At 65.3% G+C, this 16,876-nt stretch carries 14 protein-coding genes, 1 pseudogene and 1 riboswitch; of the genes and pseudogenes, 7 read left to right on the top strand and 8 right to left on the bottom strand.

The genetic code is table 11. The annotated features are described in order from the left end of the window. Positions 1-65: 65 nt before the first annotated feature. Positions 66-261, bottom strand: a riboswitch (cobalamin riboswitch). A 219-nt stretch (positions 262-480) separates the two neighbouring features. From ACVILL_RS08165 to ACVILL_RS08180, 4 genes and pseudogenes are all read right to left on the bottom strand, one after another. Further along, the gene (locus ACVILL_RS08165) at positions 481-1,404 is read right to left on the bottom strand and encodes a CobW family GTP-binding protein (RefSeq protein ID WP_456728602.1); all 924 of its coding nucleotides are present in this window, start codon (positions 1,402-1,404) and stop codon (positions 481-483) included. Position 1,405: 1 nt separating this feature from the next. After that, positions 1,406-2,897, bottom strand: a pseudogene (locus ACVILL_RS08170) (amidohydrolase family protein). A 150-nt stretch (positions 2,898-3,047) separates the two neighbouring features. Continuing rightward, positions 3,048-3,440, bottom strand: a complete 393-nt coding sequence (locus ACVILL_RS08175) for a hypothetical protein (protein ID WP_456728603.1) — start codon at positions 3,438-3,440, stop codon at positions 3,048-3,050. 153 nt (positions 3,441-3,593) lie between these two features. After that, the gene (locus ACVILL_RS08180; protein ID WP_456728604.1) at positions 3,594-5,450 is read right to left on the bottom strand and encodes an ABC transporter ATP-binding protein/permease; all 1,857 of its coding nucleotides are present in this window, start codon (positions 5,448-5,450) and stop codon (positions 3,594-3,596) included. A 195-nt stretch (positions 5,451-5,645) separates the two neighbouring features. On the opposite strand from ACVILL_RS08180, the gene rpmE reads away from it, so the two are divergent. The 3 genes from rpmE to ACVILL_RS08195 all read left to right on the top strand — a co-directional run bounded on the left by rpmE (position 5,646) and on the right by ACVILL_RS08195 (position 8,084). Then, on the top strand, positions 5,646-5,873 hold the full coding sequence (gene rpmE, locus ACVILL_RS08185) for a 50S ribosomal protein L31 (protein WP_016845230.1): 228 nt from the start codon (positions 5,646-5,648) through the stop codon (positions 5,871-5,873). A 701-nt stretch (positions 5,874-6,574) separates the two neighbouring features. After that, complete coding sequence (locus ACVILL_RS08190) at positions 6,575-7,030, top strand: hypothetical protein (protein WP_456728605.1); 456 nt, start codon at positions 6,575-6,577, stop codon at positions 7,028-7,030. 100 nt (positions 7,031-7,130) lie between these two features. Next, positions 7,131-8,084 carry an amidohydrolase family protein gene (locus tag ACVILL_RS08195; protein ID WP_456728606.1) on the top strand — a complete coding sequence of 318 codons (954 nt, stop codon included), beginning with the start codon at positions 7,131-7,133 and terminating at the stop codon, positions 8,082-8,084. A 4-nt stretch (positions 8,085-8,088) separates the two neighbouring features. Here ACVILL_RS08195 and ACVILL_RS08200 read toward each other — a convergent pair whose 3' ends face one another. Both ACVILL_RS08200 and ACVILL_RS08205 read right to left on the bottom strand, forming a co-directional pair. Continuing rightward, positions 8,089-8,706: a LysE family translocator gene (locus ACVILL_RS08200; protein ID WP_456728607.1), complete on the bottom strand. Its 618-nt coding sequence runs from the start codon at positions 8,704-8,706 to the stop codon at positions 8,089-8,091. A gap of 162 nt (positions 8,707-8,868) precedes the next feature. Further along, a complete protein-coding gene (locus ACVILL_RS08205) occupies positions 8,869-9,495 on the bottom strand; it encodes an FMN-binding negative transcriptional regulator (RefSeq protein WP_456734206.1) in 627 nt (208 codons plus the stop codon). 86 nt (positions 9,496-9,581) lie between these two features. Here ACVILL_RS08205 and pdxR point away from each other — a divergent pair, with 86 nt between their 5' ends. After that, positions 9,582-11,096, top strand: coding sequence for a MocR-like pyridoxine biosynthesis transcription factor PdxR (pdxR, locus tag ACVILL_RS08210; RefSeq protein ID WP_456734207.1), 1,515 nt, complete (start codon positions 9,582-9,584; stop codon positions 11,094-11,096). A gap of 7 nt (positions 11,097-11,103) precedes the next feature. Here pdxR and rcdA read toward each other — a convergent pair whose 3' ends face one another. Further along, positions 11,104-11,616 (bottom strand): protease adaptor protein RcdA, encoded by a 513-nt coding sequence (gene rcdA, locus ACVILL_RS08215; RefSeq protein WP_456728608.1) that lies wholly within the window; start codon positions 11,614-11,616, stop codon positions 11,104-11,106. A 524-nt stretch (positions 11,617-12,140) separates the two neighbouring features. Here rcdA and ACVILL_RS08220 point away from each other — a divergent pair. Then, on the top strand, positions 12,141-13,181 hold the full coding sequence (locus ACVILL_RS08220; protein WP_456728609.1) for an IS110 family RNA-guided transposase: 1,041 nt from the start codon (positions 12,141-12,143) through the stop codon (positions 13,179-13,181). A gap of 322 nt (positions 13,182-13,503) precedes the next feature. Here the strand turns inward: ACVILL_RS08220 and ACVILL_RS08225 are convergent, their stop codons facing one another. Further along, on the bottom strand, positions 13,504-13,695 hold the full coding sequence (locus ACVILL_RS08225; protein WP_076865389.1) for a DUF1192 domain-containing protein: 192 nt from the start codon (positions 13,693-13,695) through the stop codon (positions 13,504-13,506). Between the two features lie 357 nt (positions 13,696-14,052). On the opposite strand from ACVILL_RS08225, the gene metG reads away from it, so the two are divergent. Both metG and ACVILL_RS08235 read left to right on the top strand, forming a co-directional pair. Further along, the gene (gene metG, locus ACVILL_RS08230) at positions 14,053-15,732 is read left to right on the top strand and encodes a methionine--tRNA ligase (RefSeq protein WP_456728610.1); all 1,680 of its coding nucleotides are present in this window, start codon (positions 14,053-14,055) and stop codon (positions 15,730-15,732) included. Positions 15,733-15,801: 69 nt separating this feature from the next. Then, positions 15,802-16,800 carry an NAD(P)H-quinone oxidoreductase gene (locus ACVILL_RS08235; RefSeq protein WP_456728611.1) on the top strand — a complete coding sequence of 333 codons (999 nt, stop codon included), beginning with the start codon at positions 15,802-15,804 and terminating at the stop codon, positions 16,798-16,800. Positions 16,801-16,876 lie beyond the last annotated feature (76 nt).

The following is a 16,876-nucleotide window of genomic DNA, read 5'->3' on the forward strand; positions in this document are numbered from 1 at the left end:
GACAGGCGCATTGCCGGAAAGGCAGTGCTCCGATCCCACCAGGACGCCCCGCCCGATGTGCTCGCGTGTGACCACGACTGACGGCAGGTCTCCTGGCTCACGGGTCATCGCCTGTCGACGCCTTCCCGGACCTGACAGCCCAGTGGCAAATTGACGAAAGGCTCGCCGTTTACAGTTGCGGGGACAGCTGCGGCATTGGGGTTACCCTCGCACCGCATTCCCTTTTGATCCCCGAAGGGAACCGTCGGCAAAACGATAGGTGCTGGCTGCAGGGCTGTCAATTCGACGCGATTGTCGCAGACATGTTTTGCGAAATGGTGCTCCCGCCACGACACAGCGTCTGTCGCGCTGATGCGGAGACTTATCATCCCGTCATCCTGAGGAGCCGCGAAGCGGCGTCTCGAAGGTTCGACGACCACCGGCCGGGCCGTGCATCCTTCGAGACGCGCTACGCGCTCCTCAGGATGACGGGGATTCACGTCATTCGACACAGCCCTGCATGATCGCATCGATCTCGGCGCGCGAGAGAGCGCCCATCTCGGCGATGAAGACCAGCCGCGTGCGCGGCACGCCGGGCGCCAGGACGCCGCCGGCGGCCAATGTCGCGCGACCGCCGGCGAGCTGAAAGACCGTCAGCCGCCCGGGCTGCTCCACCGTCTCGAACAATCCCTTCGCCCGCGCCAGCTTCGGCGCCAGCGTGCCGATCGCCTGCTGCAAGCGGGGCAACCGCACCGGCCGCTCCGAGGTCCAGCTCAGCGTCTCGAACCGGTCAGCCACCGGCCGTCGCGGCGCGGTCTCGCGCGGCGCCGGCACATGATCGAGATCCGCCGGAAACAGCAACTCTGCCGGCACCTCGCCATGCAGCGCGTCGACCACCACGGTCGCCGGACGCACCGCCCGCACGGCGCTACGGATTACAGCACACGCGGCGGCGTCGGCCAAATCGACCTTGCTCAGCGCCACCACATCGGCCGCCCGCAACTGCGATCGCAGCAGCGCATCATCCAGCGCGGCCACGGGCTGCGTCGCGTCGACCACGCACAGCACCGTCTCCAGCGGCGCCTCCTTCCAGATCACCGGATCCATCAAATTGCGCACGATGTCGGCGGGATCGGCGATTCCGCTGGTCTCGATCACGATGAACTCGGGGCGCGGATCACGCCGCAGCAAGGTTGCGAGCGTGCGCAGCAGATCGCCCTCCAGCGTGCAGCAGATGCAGCCATTGCTCAGGCTGACCACGCCGTCGCTGGCGCCGGCGATCAGCTCCGCATCGATATTGATCGCACCGAAATCATTGACCACGGCGGCGATGCGCCTTCCCTGCGCATGCGCCAGCAGATGGTTGACGACCGTGGTCTTGCCCGCCCCGAGAAAACCCGCGACCAGCAGGATCGGGACCGGCATCTCAGCCCCCGGTGACGGGGCGGCGCACCGGCCGGCCGGGCCTTGCCGCAACGTCGAGGACGCCGTCGTTGATCAGCGGCTGGCCGCTGACTACGAGGTGCCGCACGCCTTCCGCCGGACGGTTCATCGCGGAGAAGGTCGCGCGGTCGCTCAGCGTCTCGAAGTCGAACACCACGACATCGGCATCGGCGCCGGCCTGCAGCCTGCCCTTGGCGCGCATCGCCGGCGTGCTCGCCGACAGGATCTCGGCCGGAATCAGCGCGCATTTGCGGATGCCCTCGAGCAACGACACCTTCTTGCGCTCCGCGCACCCATTCGCGGATGAAGCGGGTGAAGCAGCCGGCCGACCGCGGATGCGAGGTGGCATCGTCAGGCAGCGGCCAGGCGTCGCCGCTGTACGGGCGGCCATCCGCCAGCGTCCACGGCATCGCGTCGGACGCGATCGCGCCGCCCGGATACAGCACCGCCATGTCGAGCAGATCGCGATGATGCGCGTTGTTCTCGATGTCGAGCACATGCCACAGCACCAGCGTCGAGGGCTCAGCCGCCTGTGCAGCCAGCAACTCCTCGCGGCTGCCGAAGCGATGCCCGTCGGTCACGCGCTGCACCGAGTCGTAACCGAGACCGTTACGCTCCTCGAATTTGGGGTCGCTGAAGAAGGTCGCCGCCAGCACGGTCGAGCCGGTGCCGTAGGGATAGGCCTCCACCGTGATCGGCAGGCCCTGCGCCTGCGCCTTCGCGATCAGGGCAACGCAACGTTCGATATCCGTCTTGCTCGACGAGTTGAAGTGGCAGATGTGCATGTGCGCGCCGGTGGCGCCGGCATAGCCGATCAGGCGGATATAGGCCTCGGCCGCGCTCTCCGGATCGATGCGCGACATGTAGGCGACGTGGGTGAAGGTCGGCACCGCATGATCGGCCGCGAGTTGGCACACCGCGGTCAGTTCCTGCACGCCGGCGCCCGGCGCATAGGCGTTGAGGATGCCGATGCCGATGCCGCCCTCGTTCAGCCCGTTGGCGAGACGCTCGAGGATGCCGGCCACTTCGCCTTCGGTCGCGACATTCTCGATCCAGCGGCGATCGCGCATCGCGCTGCCGAACGATTCCAGCGAGCTTTCCGAATTCGAGCCGGTCATCGCGCCGATCCGCGCGAAGGCCCAGTTGGTCGCGGCGCCGTAGTTCAGCACCCGGCCCTTCTCGGCCTGGCGCTTGTACCAGGATGCGACCGGCAGCACGCCGGCCTCAAGGTCGAGCGATGTCGTTACCCCGTCGAACGCCTGCATGCGATCGGCGGGAATGGTCTGACCGTGGGCGTGCAGGTCGATGAAGCCCGGCGCCACCACGAGCCCGGTCGCGTCGATCTGCCGCTCCGCGCCGCCGAGCCCGGTGCCGACCGCGGCGATCTTGCCGTCGACGACGGCGACGTCGCCGATCACGTCCATTCCGCTCGCCGGGTCCACCACCCGGCCGCCGCTGATCACCAAGCCACCCATCTCGCCACTCCCCGCATTCCGAAACCGACCGGTCTCTTTCGTGCACAGAGAAGCGCATCGCGCTCATCGCAGCAACCCGGCCAGGGTTGTGGCGACATGCTGTGGCGGAATATCCGCCGCGCCGTACCGGCGACTGCAGAGAGCCCTTCCCTACGTTCCGGTTGCACGCCGCGGCGGCAGCCCTCGCCAGAGATCGGGGCCATGCTTGATGCGGCTCGCCACGAGCTTCGGCGGCGTGCGTTCCTTGGCGATCGCCGCTTCGACCGCCCGCTTGAGCCTGACATTGTCGATCTGCGCCAGGAACCGCTGGATGACGGCATCCTGATCCGCACCCTGACCGGAGATCGCCGTGCAGAGCTCCGCGGTCGTCCTGCGGAAGAAGTGGAAGGCGTCATCGGCCGCGCCACCCAGCCGGTCGACTTCGCCGGCGACGGCGAGCGCATGCATCCGATCGTCGTCGTCGAGCGTCACCGCGAAGCGCAGCACGGCAAGCTGCCAGGCACGGAGCAGCCTGCTCTCCGGTTCGGTCACGTTGTCGCGCATCAGTCCAATACCCCGCGCGCCTGATCTGCTTCGGCTGTCGAGGGAGATCAGGCGCGGCGCGACTATCCTTGCGCGGGAATAGGTTTTCGAGGGGAGCGCGCGGGCGATCGCATAGGAATCGCATAGGCGGAGCGCACGGGGTCCCGAGTTCCGTCAAATCCCCTCGAATTGCAGCCGCGCCAGCCGTGCGTAGAGGCCATTGGCGGCGACCAGCTCGGCATGGGTGCCCTGCTCGACGATCTTGCCCTGGTCCATCACCAGGATGCGGTCGCAGGACAGAACGGTCGCCAGCCGATGCGCGATGACGAGCGTGGTGCGGTGGCGCATCAGTTCCTCCAGCGCGGTCTGCACCAGCGTCTCGCTCTCGGCGTCGAGCGCCGAGGTCGCCTCGTCGAGCAGCAGCAGCGGGGCGTCGCGCAGGATCGCACGCGCGATCGCGATGCGCTGGCGCTGGCCGCCGGACAGCGTCACGCCGCGCTCGCCGAGCTGGGCGTCGAAACCCTCAGGCAGCCGGCGCAGGAATTCGCTGGCATGCGCCAGATCGGCGGCGCGCTCGACCTCGGCATCGGTGGCGTCGGGCCGGCCGAACCGGATGTTCTCGCGGGCGCTCGCGGCGAACACGACGGAATCCTGCGGCACCAGCGCGATCCGCGCCCGCACGTCAGCCGGATCGGCCTGCCGGATCGGCACGCCGTCGAGCGAGATGGTGCCCGATTTCGGATCGTAGAAGCGCAGCAGCAGGTGGAACAACGTGCTCTTGCCGGCGCCGGAGGGGCCGACGATCGCGACCTTTTCGCCTGATCGGACCGCCAGCGACACACCGTCGACGGCGAGCGCGTTGGGCCGGGTCGGATAGGCGAAGCTGACATTGTCGAAGCCGACGTCGCCGCGTGCGGGCTGCGGCAGCGCGCGCGGCGACGCGGGTGCCGCGATCTGCGGCCTGACGCGCAAAATCTCGAACAGCCGCTCGGCGGCGCCCGATGCGGCCGAGACCTCGCCCCAGACCTCGCTGAGCTGGCCGAGGCCACTCGCCGCGAAGGCGGTATAGAGAATGAACTGGCCGAGGCGGCCCGGGCTGATGGTTCCGACCAGCACGTCGTGCGAGCCGACCCAGAGGATCACTACCACGCTGGCAAACACGATGAAGATGACGATCAGCGTCAGCACCGCGCGCGCCTTGGTCGAGCTGCGCGCGGCCTGATAGGCCTGCTCGACTTCGCCGGCGAAACGCGTCCGGGCGAGCCGCTCGCCGGTATAGGCCTGCACGGTGCGGATCGCGTTGACCAGTTCGCTCGCATAGGCGCTGGCATCGGCCAGCGTGTCCTGGGCGGTGCGCGACAGCCGCCGCACCCAGCGGCCGAACGCGACCAACGGAATCACGATGACCGGAATCGCAAGGAGCACGAAGCCGGACAGCCTGGGGCTCGTGATCACCATCATCGCGGCGGCGCCGAAGAACAGCATCAGATTGCGCAGCGCGATCGACACCGAGGCGCCGACCGCGGACTTGATCTGGGTGGTGTCGGCGGTGAGCCGCGACACCAGTTCGCCGGAGCGCGCGGAATCGAAGAACGAGGGCGACAGCGAAATCAGATGCGCGAACACGTCGCGCCGAAGATCGGCGACGATGCGCTCGCCGATCGTCATCACCAGGTAGTAACGCGAGGCGCTGGCGCAGGCGAGCACTGCGACGACCGCGATCATCACGCTGAAATAGCTATTGATCATCGCGATGCCTTCGGGCGTGAAGCCCATGTCGATCATCCGCCGCACCGCGACCGGCACGATCAGCGTGGTGATCGCCGCGATCGTCAGCGAGATCAGCGCGAGGATCGCCCGCCCCTTGTAGCGCGCCACATAGGGCGCGAGCGCAAGCAGCGGCCGCAAGCGGGCGCGGCTCTTCGCAGGCTCCGTGATCTGGCTCTCGATGAAGGCTTCCTCATCGAGCAACGCGTCGCGCGGCGGCTCGTGGGCGCCGTGCGGGGTCTCAAGCTGTTCGGCTACGCTCATCAATCTAGACCGGTTCTATCGCCCCCCACATAGGCCCGCCGACCCCCGGCTGGCAAATCCGGTAAAGTCCCAATCCGGTGATGGGGTTGGCGCCCTTTCTTGGCTTGTTTTGGGGGGCTCCATGGGTTATAGAGCCGCCCAAATCCCGTACCTGAATGTCTTGAGACTGGGCGCCGGCGCGCCGAAGGAACTGTCATGAAAGCCGATATTCATCCGAATTATCATACGATTAAGGTCGTCATGACCGACGGCACCGAGTACCTGACCCGCTCCACCTGGGGCAAGGAAGGCGACACGCTGAACCTCGACATCGACCCCAAGTCGCACCCGGCCTGGACCGGCGGCACCCAGCAGCTGATGGACCGCGGCGGCCGCGTCTCGCGCTTCCAGAAAAAGTTTTCGGGCTTCCTCAAGAAGGACTAAAGTCCGCTTCGGGATCGCCCTCGCAATCGAACGCAAAACGCCTCCCTCGCGGGGGGCGTTTTTGTTTTGGGGGCTGCTCCGGACCGGCCGGATTGAGAAACCCGCCACTCCCTCCACGTCGTCGTCCTGGCGAAAGCCAGGACCCATAGCCACAGCCATTGGCTGTGACAGCGACCGTGGCCCCAACAGCATTCGACAATAACCATTCGGGGTAATGGGTCCTGGCTTTCGCCAGGACGGCAGCGGCGAATGGTTCGCGCAGTGTCATCACCGGCGAACTTGCGTTCAACCGGAACAGACAGCCTGCGGGAGGTCTGACCTAACGCGGGCGCTTTGGTCGCTTGAGCTCGGCGACCTTGAACTTCCCGGCGGCCTGCAAGCTGCTGCAAAGCCAGTAGGCTCGGTTTCGGTACTCGCCCAGGAACCACTTGGTCTCGACGCAATCCACGTAGGATTTGTAGGTGAGGTTATCCCTGCACGTCGACGAGAACGGTCCATGGGTTTGCCCGCCCGTCGACTCGCTACAGCCGACCCAGGGGTCCTTGCCGTGCGGGAGGCTCGATTCGCAGCCACCGTTGCAATTGCTGGCGACTTTCTCCAGCGCGGCAATCCTGCCCAGCACTGAATCCGGCGCCGGCGATGGCGTTCGAGCTGATGACGACGACGTCTGGGCGGTTCTCGATCTCCGGTGAGATACCCCCGTGCCTGCCGCTTGCGTCGGACGATTTGTCCTTGCCACCTGCTTCGGCGAATCGACCGTGATGGAAGGTAGCGGTTTGGCGGAGTCTGTTTGCGACGCGGCCGGGCCGCACAGCAAGACAGTCGACAAGACAGCGACACTTGAAGGCGCGACAAGGCTCGGCAAAAATCTCATGACATGCCCTCCCAAATCTGGGACGGAAATGCCGTCCCGCCAAGCGCACGGTACCATACACCGCGAGGTTGGCTACCCAGGGTTGAAGACGACTCGCCATCGACATGGCAACCATGAAAGCGCTGACTGCTCGCGCCGTTGCGATGTTCGTTTCTGGGCCAAAGCCGAGCCCGGCGTTCGCTCGCGGGATTTCCGCAAGCGTCCCAACCAGGACGGTCCAAGATTGTTGCGACGCAAATCGACCTTTGAACCCTATTTCTATGGTCGCAATTTCCTGATGTGATCTTCGGCATTGCGAGCCAATTTGCTGTGATCCCTGCGCGGGGGCGCGGTGTCGATCACATCATGTCGTGACTAAAATTATAGAACAGGAAGGACATCACATGCCTTCACGCCGTCGATTTCTGGCCGGCACCGTCGCGACCGGCGTCGCGCTGTCAATGCAGCACGCCACGGCAACAGCCGCGCAGCAAAAGCGAGTGATCGTCGATTCGCAGGTTCACCTGTGGCCGGCGAGCACCCCGGAAAGACCATGGCTCCCCGGTGCCAAACCGCAGCTCCCGGAGCCCTTCACCATCGAGCGGATCATTCCACTGATGGACGAGGCCGGCGTCGATCGCGTCGTCATCGTTCCGCCGGTATCGCTCGAAGGCGAGCGCATCGACTATGCCCAAGAGGCGGTCAAGCGATACCCGGGCCGCTTTGCCATCATGGCGCGTGTAGCCCTCGACAAGCCCGACCGGGCGGTACAGCTTGCGACCTGGCGTGACCAGCCCGGCGTGCTGGGCGTGAGGTTGAACTTCGGCCCCCGCGAAGCGGCGTGGCTGACGGACGGCACCGCGGACTGGTTCTGGCCGGCGGCGGAGAAGGCCGGCCTGCCTGTAATGTTTCTCACGTCGGGCCAGACATCGCTGTTTGCTCGCATCGCCGAGCGACACCCGCAGCTTACGCTCATCATCGATCACATGGGCGTCGGCGCGAGCCTTCGCCCTCGTCCCGACTCGTCGGAATCCGTGAAAAACAACGTGGTGCCGGAAGCCATTGTCCAGGCGGCCGCGCTCGCAAAATATCCGAATGTGTCGGTGAAGCTGTCGTCGGTACCGCTGATTTCGACTGAGCCATATCCATTCCGTGATGTGACCCCGCATATCCACCGCCTGTTCGACGCCTACGGCCCGGAGCGCTGCCACTGGGGAACCGATATCACCAATTCATTCGCCCGGGCCACATACCGGCAGCGCGTGACGGAATTCACGGAGGAGCTTCCGTTCCTCACCGAGAGCGACAAGGACTGGATCATGGGCCGCGCGATCCTGGCGCGGCTTCGCTGGACGTGAACCACTAACGATCCCCGAACGCGAGCCGCGCACCCAGCGCGACCAGGATGCTGCCGCCGATCCGCTGCATGATCCGCTGTGACCTTCGGGAGCGCTGCAACTTCGACATCACGGCGCTGGCGAAAAACACGCAGACGATATCGACCGCCGAGAACGTCAGGTTGACGATCGTGCCGAGCAGAAACAGCTGGGCCCAGATCGGAACGCTTGCCGACGCATCGACGAACTGCGGCAGGAACGCCAGGAAGAAGATCGCGGTCTTCGGATTGAGCACCTCGACGACGATGCTTTGCGCGAAGGCGCGCTCCGCGGACAGCGGCGCCAGCTCGGGGCGCTTGGTGTTGTCGCGATCGCGAAACAGCGACAGCCCGAGCCAGACCAGATAGGCCGCGCCGGCAAGCTTCATCGCCATGAAGAGCGGCGGCACCGCATGAAAGAGAAGCGCCAGCCCGGCAGCCGCAGCGACGACATGGACATAGCCGCCGAGATGCAACCCGAGCGACGCCATCAGCCCCGCCCGCCGGCCGCCCGCCAAGGTGCGGGCCGCGGCATACAGCATGGCGGGCCCCGGGATCAGCGCGAAGGTCGCGGTCGTGATCGCGAAGGCGAGGTACAATTCCATATGGGGGCGTCCATCTCTGAAAGGGGGCTGAACGAGCGCTCTACTTCCTTTCGCCGTCATTGCGAGCGAAGCGAAGCAATCCATCTGCCCGCATATGCCTATGGATGGATTGCTTCGTCGCTATCGCTCCTCGCAATGACAGGTTGCATTTTTTCAGGCCTCTCAGTTCGCCGGGATCATCGCCGCGACCGCGTGGTCGACGGGGTTATCGCTTTCGCCGAGCCCCGCGATGACGCCGGCGCGATCCCCGAGCTTGCGGTTCTGGCTCATCTTCTTCTTGGCGTCGATCCGCGTGATCGGCATCCGGAAGCCGACGATGCCGCGCAGCTGCGCCTTGATGAAATCGTCAGGCGCATCGCTGACTTGCCAGACCTCCTTGCGCGACTTCTCGTGCAGTTCGGTCAGCCGGGTCACGACGTCGAGCAGGCGGTCCGCATCCTCGAAGAACTCGGCCGAACCATAAGCGTGCACGGCAACGTAATTCCAGGTCGGCACCACCTTGCCGTGCTCGGCCTTGGTCACATACCAGGACGGCGTCACATAGGCGTCGGGCCCCATGAAGATCGCCATCGCCTCGCCGACCGCCGGCAGCTTCCACTGCGGATTGGGCCGCGCGACGTGACCGTACAGCGTGCCGTAGTCACCCTCGCTTTCATTGAGAATCAGCGGCAGCGGCGTTCCGATCAGGCCGTCCGCGGTCGCGGTGACCAGCGTCGCGAGCTTTGAGGCCCGCATCGCGGCGTGGATCGGGCCGAGTTCATCGATCCTGAAATGCGGCGGCAAGTACATCGAAAACCTCATCAATTGTTGCTCGCACCATAGCGCCGAAGTGGCCTATGATAAGAGCCACTTTCGATCATCTTTATTGGTCCACTATGCCCCGCCTGCGCGCCACCATCAGCATCCCCTCGCTCGGCGCGATCGACCGCGCCGCCGGACAGGTCGGGCGGCAGCTCGCGCAGGCCCTGCGCGCCGCGATCACAAAGGGCGAATTGAAGGCCGGGGAATTCCTGCCGTCGACCCGCGCACTGTCGGCCTCGCTCGGCGTTGCGCGCGGCACGGTCACGGAGGCCTTCGAGCAGTTGCAGGCCGAGGGCTATCTGGAATCGCAGGTCGGTGCCGGCACCTGCGTCGCGCCGACGCTTGCGGAACAAGCACAGCCCGTCGCGGTCGATCGCAGCCCGAACAAATCGGCGCCGATCCAACTGCCTGCACGCGCGGCACGGCTTGCCAAGGTGGTGGCAGCCTTCACACCGATGCCGGAAGTCCCGTTTGCGATCGCGGTCCCCGGCGGCGCGGTCGCTCCCGACGACAATTGGCGCCGCCTCGGCAACCGGGTGCGCGCATCGCGCGCGGCGGCGCCTGCGAGCTACGGCGATCCGCGCGGCCTGATGGAATTGCGGCAGGCGATCGCCGACTATGTGCGCAAATCGCGCGCGGTGCATTGCGAGCCCGAGCAGGTCGTGATCACCGCCGGCACGCAACAGGGTCTCTATCTCGCCGGCCGCGTGCTGCTGTCATCGGGCGATCGGGTGTGGGCCGAGGATCCCGCCTATCCCGGCATGACGGCCGTGCTCGACGATCTCGATCTCGTCACCACGCGCGTGGGCGTCGATGCGCAAGGCATAGACGTCGATGCCGCGATCGATGCTTGTCCTGATGCGCGCGCGGCGTTCGTGACGCCTTCGCATCAGTATCCGCTCGGCATGCCCTTGAGCATGGCCCGCCGCAACGCGCTGGTGGCGTGGGCGCAGCGAAGCAATGCCTGGATCGTCGAGGACGATTACGACAGCGAGCTGCGCTATGCCGGACATCCCTTCCCGTCGATGCAGGGCCTCGCGCCGTCGCGCGTGATCTATCTGGGCACGCTGAGCAAGGTGCTGTTTCCCTCGCTGCGGCTCGGCTATGTCGTGGCGCCGCTGCCGCTGATCGACGCCTTCGCGGGCGCGCGGGCGCTGCTCGACCGGCATTCGCCGACCGCCGACCAGCATGTGCTGGCGGCCTATATGCGCGAGGGATTGTTCGAAGCTCATATCCGGCGCATCCGCGGCGTCTACGCCGCGCGCCGCGCGACATTGATCGCAGCGCTCGACCGACACATGCCCGATGACGTCACGCTGCAGCCGAGCGACCAGGGCATGCATCTACTGCAGTGGCTGCCGCAACGTTTCGACGATGTGCAACTGGCGAAGTCAGCGCTCGCCGATGGCATCGTGGTCCGGCCGATTTCACCGATGTACAGGGCAGCAGCACAATCCGGCCTGATGCTCGGCTTCGGTGGATTCGAGCCGAACGAGCTGGAGGCAGCCGCGATCCGGCTGCGGCGCGTCATCGATCAACATGCATTGGGACGACGGGTCAAGCCGCGCCGTCTCGACGCATCACACTGAATGGATCTTACTGCTCGAACGCCGCCTTCAGGCGGTTGAGCTGCGGCACCAGCGGGTTGCCGATGGTCGAACGGTCCGGCGCCGGCGCGTGGATCGTGGTGTCGAGGCGGCGGACGCGCGCCTGCAGGTTCATCGAGCGGGCGATCAGCTGCTGCAATTGCTCCGGCAGCTTCACGACCATGTCGGCCGGGCCGGGATCGGCGGCCGACAGCTTCACCTTGGTCTTCTCGCGATTGGCCTGGGTCAGCGTCATCTCGCCTTCCTTGACCGCGCGATGCAGCAGCAGCCAGGACGCGAGCTGCATCAGCCGCGTGGTCAGGCGCATGCTTTCGGTGGCATAGGTCAGGCTCACGGACCGTTCCAGCGCCTTGGCCTCGGCACGGCCGTCGCCGTCGAGATAGGCGGCGGTCTGCTCGACCAAATCCATGCCTTCCCGGAACAGCACGCCGAATGCCGCAGAATTGGTCAGCCGTTCACTGAACAGCACAAGCCCGGCTTCGTTCTGGGAACGATCGGCCATGGTTAACGCCCTCACACCATCGTAACGCCCGCCGGCATCTCACGCGCCAGCTTATGATGAACAAATCATTGCGCGGGCGCGCCGAAGAGTCCAGCCGCAACCGGATTTATGGTTTCCAGCCGATGGGCGCACAAAAAAGAGCCGCCGTTTCCGGCGGCTTTTGAAGTTGATAACAGGGAGGCGTCAAACAGAGTGGACAGGAGCCACTCGGTGTCCAAACGAGGACAATACAGTCATAATCGAGAAAGCTTAACCGATCGTAAATGAACGGATTTCTTGACGGTTTGTTTGCCATGTCGGCCATTGACCTAGTTTGGGACAGGTGCAGATTGACGCCCAAGTCGATCGCCATGAGTCGTCCCGGCGAACGCCGGGACCCATAACCACCATTGCCCGCGGTTGCGCGCGGCTGCGGCCCAGCCGTACGCAACGAGGAACAGCGGTGGTTGATGGGGTGGACGGCCCCCTACGGCATCAGTGTGCCAGAATGAGGTTGTTGCAAATCTCAGACAAGGGAGCCGTCCGTGAGAGAGATTATCCGCATTGGAATGGATACGTCGAAGCATATTTTTGTGCTGCATGGGGTTGATGCGGCGGAGCAGGCGGTGTTGCGCAAGAAGCTGTCGCGCAAGCAGGTGCTGGAGTTCTTTGCCAAACTGCCGCCGACCGTGGTCGGGATGGAGGCGTGCGGTGCGGCCCATTACTGGGCTCGGGAGCTTGGCAAGCTCGGCCATGAGGTGAAGCTGATGGCGCCGCAGCTGGTGAAGCCGTATGTGGAACGCAACAAGAATGACGGGCGAGACGCGGACGGGCTGTGCGAAGCGATGAGCCGGCCGCGGATGCGGTTTGTGCCGGTGAAGAGCGCCGAGCAGCAGGCCGCGCTGATGCTGACGGGCGTCCGCGACGGGCTAATCGCCCGCCGCACCCAGCTCAGCAATGCGATCCGCGGCTATGCGGCGGAGTTTGGCCTGATCGCCGCCAAGGGACTGGACAAGATCGAGCCGCTGCTGGCACGGATTGCGCAGGACGAGAGCCTTCCGGCGCTGGCGCGTGAGCTGTTCGCCATGCAGGGCCGCGACTACACGCAGCTGCAGGGCGAACTGAAGACGATCGAGGCCAAGCTTTTGGCCTGGCACCGGGCCAACGCCACGAGCCGCCGTCTGGCCCAGATCCCCTCGGTCGGTCCGATCATTGCGACGGCGTTGGTGATGAAGACCCCCGACCCGCACGCGTTCCGCTCCGGCCGGTGGTTCGCGGCCTGGCTCGGCCTGACACCCAAAGACCATTCCACCGCCGGCAAGACCAGGCTCGGCAAGATCACCCGCGCCGGCGACGAGACCCTGCGTCGGCTGCTCGTGGCAGGAGCCACTGCGGTGATCCGGCAAGCAAGGCTCGGACGCGGCCAGCCCTCGCGCTGGCTCGTTGCGCTGCTCAAGCGTAAGCCGCCGAAGCTGGCGGCGGTGGCGCTCGCCAACAAGGTTGCCCGCATCGCCTGGAAGCTGATGGTCACGGGCGAGAACTACGACGCCGCACGGATCAATGCCGCGCCGGCAATCGTCACCTAAGAGTTTGGCCGGCCGGACGCTGCACTCGCCGGCCGAACCGGAGCTGCAAGAGCAGATGGAATGATCGATCGATCCAGCACGCGAGACAAGCCGCGGGACCCATTGGCCTTCAGAAGGTCGCCAGGTTGTTTGGCACTCGCGTCGCGGAAACCATCTTGGCCCAGCGGTCAATCCGACCGCATCAAACAGGCCGGACATATGGATGACAGCGATCCGACCAGTTCCAGAAACCTCTTGTGCCACGGGGGCCGTCCACATATGGGTCCCGGATCGCGCTCGCTTTGCTCGCTTGTCCGGGACGACGCGGATGTGATGTCGGCCGCTACGACTTGAAGAACGCGTTCGCGGCATCCTTCGAGGCACGCTTCTTCGTCATCGCTTCTTTCAAGCGATCGACTTCGGCGGTGAGCAGCGCGATGCGCTCGGTCAATTCCTCGACCGACAGCAGCGAGAGATCCTGTCCGATCTCGTGGCTGATCTTCTTCCGCGGCCGGTCCTCATCCTCAATCGGCATGTGTCCTCCCGGCGATGTGATCTGGCGCCTCGCGTCCAGAGATGTTAAATCTCGTGAAGCACGATGAGATCGGGTTGAATCGTCATCGTGCTTTAGCTCTTTGTTTGAGCATGATCTTTCCGGAAAACCGCTTCGCACTTTTCCGGATCATGCTCGAGGAGAATTTTGCAGTGACTTTCGTGTGCGCGCAACATCTGACGCGAATGCCCCGGCCCGACCGCAAGGAGTCTGACCGGACGGGATAACGCGCGCCTGCGCGCCAGGCATGAGCCGACCCAAGCCCTTCCGATCACGCGGGAGGGCTTTTTGATTTTGATTGTCCGGGGTCGGCATCACCGAACGCGAAAGACTGCACCCATGACCAGGATTCTCATCACCAGCGCGCTGCCTTACGTCAACGGCGTCAAGCATCTCGGCAATCTGATCGGCTCGCTGCTGCCCGCCGACGTCCACGCCCGCTTCCGTCGGCAGACCGGCTGCGACGTTCTCTTCATCTGCGCGACCGACGAGCACGGCACGCCGGCCGAGCTCGGCGCCATCCAGGCCGGACAAGACGTCAGGGCGTTCTGCGACGCGCAGCACGCCGTCCAGGCCGACATCTACCGGCGCTTCGGCCTCTCCTTCGATCATTTCGGCCGCACCAGCTCACCGCACAATCATGCGCTGACGCAGCACTTCTATCGCCGGCTCAATGATGCCGGGCTGATCGAGGCGCGCACCTCGCAGCAGGTATGGTCGGCGGTCGACAAACGCTTCCTGCCCGATCGCTACGTGCTCGGAACCTGCCCGCATTGCGGCGATGGATCGGCACGCGGTGATCAATGCGACGGTTGCGGCACGCTGCTTGATCCGCCGGAGCTGATCGATCCGCGCTCGGCACTCTCCGGCGACCGCGCGCTCGAGATCCGCGACAGCAATCATCTGTTCCTGCGCCAGTCGCAACTTGTCGGGAAGATCGGCGCTTGGATCGACAGCCGCAGCGGATGGCCGCCCTTCGTGGTGTCGACCGCAAAGAGCTGGCTCAATGCGGACTTGCGCGACCGCTGCATCACGCGCGACCTCGCCTGGGGCATCGCAGTGCCGCGCGAAGGCTTCGACGGCAAGGTGTTCTACGTCTGGTTCGACGCGCCGATCGGCTACATCGCAGCGACGCGGGAATGGGCCGACGTAGCACCAGGCCGCGACTGGCAACGATGGTGGTGGCAGGCCGACGAGGTCAGCTACATCCAGTTTCTCGGCAAGGACAACATCCCGTTCCACACCGTGAGTTTTCCGGCGACGCTGCTCGGCTCCGATGAGCCATGGAAGACCGCCGACGTGATCAAGGGATTCCATTGGCTCAGTTACGAGGGCGGCAAGTTCTCGACCAGCAGGAAGCGCGGCATCTTCACCGATGCGGCACTGGAGGAATTGCCGGCCGATCTGTGGCGCTGGTGGTTGATCGCCAACGCGCCCGAGAGCGCCGACACCGATTTCAGCGTCGCGAGGTTCGTCGCCGACGTGAACAAGGATCTCGCCGACATCTTCGGCAATCTCGCCAACCGCATCATCAGCTTTGCGCATCGCGGCCTCGACGGCTGCATCCCGGATGGCGGCGCTCCCGGCGACGCCGAGCGGCAGCTCGCGCATGGTCTGGAGCAGCGCATCGCGGCGCTACACCGCCATCATACGGCACTGGAGTTTCGCGCGGCTGCTGCCACGACCCGCGCGATCTGGGACATCGCGAACGCCTACCTGCAACACACAGCACCCTGGACGGCGATCAAATCCGATCCTGCGCGTGCGGCGGTCGTCACCCGTGTCGGGCTCAACCTTGTCGCGCTCTGCGCCACGCTGGCGTGGAGCATCGTGCCGAACCTGTCCGAGCGCGTGCTCGGCGCGTTCGGCAACAACGATGCGGTGCCGCGCTGGCCCAATGGCCCACTGATCGCGCTGCTGGATCGTGGCGCAGGCACACCGGTCGCAAGGCTCGGCCCGCTGGTCGAGAAAATCACGCCTGAGAGAGCCGACCATCTGACGGCTAGGTTCGGGGCTTAATGGCGTTTCGCTTCATTGGAAAAGGCGGTATGCCATCCGCCGATCCTCTTCTCTGACCAGGGACCCGCCATGACAAACCTGCCCGCGCAAATGACCGTCGTCGCCATCAGCAAGCCCGGTGGCCCCGAGGTGCTGGTGCCCGAGACCCGCGCGCTGCCGGTGCCGAAGGCCGGCGAGATCCTGGTCAAGGTCGCGGCCGCCGGCGTCAATCGCCCTGATGTCGCGCAGCGCTCCGGCTCCTATCCGCCGCCGCCCGGCGCCAGCGACCTGCCCGGGCTCGAGATCGCAGGCGAAGTGGTGGCGCTTGGCGAAGGCGCCAAGCACAAGCTCGGCGACAAGGTGATGTCGCTCGTTGCCGGCGGCGGCTACGCGCAATATTGCATCGCGCAGGACGCCCAGGCGATGACCGTGCCGTCGCAGCTCACGATGCAGGAAGCCGGCGCCATTCCGGAAACGCTGATGACGGTGTGGCACAATGTGTTCGAGCGTGGCGCGCTGCAGGCCGGCGAGACGCTGCTGATTCACGGCGGCTCGTCGGGCATCGGCACGATGGCGATCCAGCTCGCCAAGGCGTTCGGCGCCAAGGTGATCGTCACCGTCGGCTCGCAGGACAAGGCCGAGGCCTGTCTCAAGCTCGGTGCCGATCATGCGGTGAACTACAAGACCGAGGATTTCGTCGAGGCGGTGAAGAAGGTCACCGGCGGCAACGGCGCCAATGTCATCCTCGACATGGTGGGCGGCGACTATATCGACCGGAACTACGACGCCGCCGCCGTCGAGGGCCGCATCGTCCAGATCGCGTTCCTGTCGGGAACACCGAAGGCGTCGGCCAATTTCGCCAAGCTGATGGTCAAGCGGCTGCACCACACCGGCTCGACCCTGCGCCCCCGTAGTAATGCGGACAAGGCGGCGATGGTCGCGGCGATCGAGGCGAAAGTACTGCCGCTGCTGCGCGAAGGACGCGTCAAACCGCTGATGGACAGCACATTCCCGCTGGAAAAGGCCGCCGACGCACACCGGCGCATGGAGACCAGCGAACATATTGGCAAAATTGTGTTGGTGGTTTAACTCTCGCAACGGAAGCGGGGGCGGAAACCCTTTGATTCCCTTCGCTTTCGTGTCATTTATCGCGCCACCTCCGGGC

The organism is Bradyrhizobium sp. USDA 3364 (genome assembly GCF_054056355.1).

Excerpts from the sequence above, each read along its gene's own strand:
- ACVILL_RS08165 (WP_456728602.1), bottom strand. The coding sequence starts at position 1,404 with ATGCCGGTCCCGATCCTGCTGGTCGCGGGTTTTCTCGGGGCGGGCAAG.
- ACVILL_RS08175 (WP_456728603.1), bottom strand. The coding sequence starts at position 3,440 with ATGCGCGACAACGTGACCGAACCGGAGAGCAGGCTGCTCCGTGCCTGG.
- ACVILL_RS08180 (WP_456728604.1), bottom strand. The coding sequence starts at position 5,450 with ATGAGCGTAGCCGAACAGCTTGAGACCCCGCACGGCGCCCACGAGCCG.
- rpmE (WP_016845230.1), top strand. The coding sequence starts at position 5,646 with ATGAAAGCCGATATTCATCCGAATTATCATACGATTAAGGTCGTCATG.
- ACVILL_RS08195 (WP_456728606.1), top strand. The coding sequence starts at position 7,131 with ATGCCTTCACGCCGTCGATTTCTGGCCGGCACCGTCGCGACCGGCGTC.
- ACVILL_RS08200 (WP_456728607.1), bottom strand. The coding sequence starts at position 8,706 with ATGGAATTGTACCTCGCCTTCGCGATCACGACCGCGACCTTCGCGCTG.
- ACVILL_RS08205 (WP_456734206.1), bottom strand. The coding sequence starts at position 9,495 with ATGTACTTGCCGCCGCATTTCAGGATCGATGAACTCGGCCCGATCCAC.
- pdxR (WP_456734207.1), top strand. The coding sequence starts at position 9,582 with ATGCCCCGCCTGCGCGCCACCATCAGCATCCCCTCGCTCGGCGCGATC.
- rcdA (WP_456728608.1), bottom strand. The coding sequence starts at position 11,616 with ATGGCCGATCGTTCCCAGAACGAAGCCGGGCTTGTGCTGTTCAGTGAA.
- ACVILL_RS08225 (WP_076865389.1), bottom strand. The coding sequence starts at position 13,695 with ATGCCGATTGAGGATGAGGACCGGCCGCGGAAGAAGATCAGCCACGAG.
- metG (WP_456728610.1), top strand. The coding sequence starts at position 14,053 with ATGACCAGGATTCTCATCACCAGCGCGCTGCCTTACGTCAACGGCGTC.
- ACVILL_RS08235 (WP_456728611.1), top strand. The coding sequence starts at position 15,802 with ATGACAAACCTGCCCGCGCAAATGACCGTCGTCGCCATCAGCAAGCCC.